Raw genomic sequence first — 1,422 nt, 5'->3', positions numbered from 1 at the left:
GTACAGGTCGGTTATAAAAAAAGGAGTAGTTTATAAGCTCGTTGTTAAATATCTTCCTTCTGTTGAAGTATTTGCAGCGGAGTTTAGGGCCAATAAAATTGAACGTAAGCATTTTCTTTCAACATTCGTTTACAGCATGCTGATAGAAGTTGTTGGCATAGTTCACATCTATATTGCGATGATTGCATTAGACATGAACCCCTCTTTAATTTTTGCTACCATTAGTTACGTAGTTGCCGTTGTGTTTTTAATTATTTCTCCTTTTTTAAGAGGACTGGGTGCGGTAGAAGCCTCTATGGCTTTCATTTTAATTAGATTGGGTTACTCAAATGCAGCAGCAGTTTCAATTACATTGCTGTACCGTTTTATGGAATTTTGGATTCCACTGGTTCTCGGTGCCTTAAGCTTCCTTCTTAAAATTAACAAATTATTAATGAGAATTGTACCTGCCTTGCTGTTATTGCTGCTGGGTATTATTAATATTGTGTCCGTACTTACTCCTGCAATCCACTCGAGGCTTGCATTTCTTAAAGATTTTCTTCCTATAGAAGCAATTAGAGTGTCCAATTACTTTGTATTGCTTGCGGGATTGTTTCTGCTGGTTACAGCTGCATTTATGCTTAAAGGACTGCGAATGGCATGGTACTTTGCAGTTGCTTTGTGTATACTTTCGCTGGTAGGGCATTTAACTAAAGCAATAGATTATGAAGAAGCCGGGTTTTCGATAATTGTGCTGGTTATTTTAATAGGATCAAGAAAAGAGTATTATATAAAACACAATTCAAGATTAAGGTTTATTGGCATTCAAACTACGTTATTAAGCATCCTGGCCGTTTTGCTTTATGGTGTTATTGGATTCTATTTCCTTGATCAAAAACATTTTGATATTGACTTCAGTTGGTTGCAATCCATCAGGTATACTTTACAAAATTTTTTATTGGTGGGTAGCTCTGATTTGGTGCCTCAGGATGCGTTTGCCAGAGGCTTCCTTTTTTCAATTAATATTAGCGGATTCTTATCTATAGCCTTCTTGATTTATACACTGATCAGGCCATATATTTTGAAAATGGACACTTCAGAAGAGGAATTTGAAGCGGCTAAAGCTGATCTGGAAAAATATGGTAATTCAGCAATTGATTATTTCAAAACTTATAGAGATAAGCTGATTTATACCACAGACGAACTGGAAGGATTTATTGCCTATCGAATAGCCGGTAATTTTGCTGTGGTATTAGAGCTTCCGGTTACACTGCCAGAAAACAGACAKGGTTTTATCAAATCGTTCGACAGATATTGCATCGAAAGCGGGATGAAAAGCCTTTATTACAGGGTGTCGGAAGAAAGCCTGGACGATTTTGTTTCTTTGGGAAAAAAGCGACTTTTTCTAGGACAAGAGGGCGTGGTTGATCTGACTACTTTTTC

Annotated in this window: 1 protein-coding gene; it reads left to right on the top strand. The window is 36.9% G+C overall.

Going from position 1 to position 1,422, the window contains the following annotated elements; all coding sequences use genetic code 11:
- Nucleotides 1–1,422 (top strand): lysylphosphatidylglycerol synthase domain-containing protein (locus AC1DG9_RS27015; RefSeq protein ID WP_477635687.1); only part of this gene is annotated, 1,422 nt, incomplete at both ends.

The organism is Pedobacter sp. 05L430 (assembly GCF_056397585.1).
Note: the sequence above shows the minus strand (reverse complement) of the source record. Positions and strands in the feature narration are given on the sequence as shown.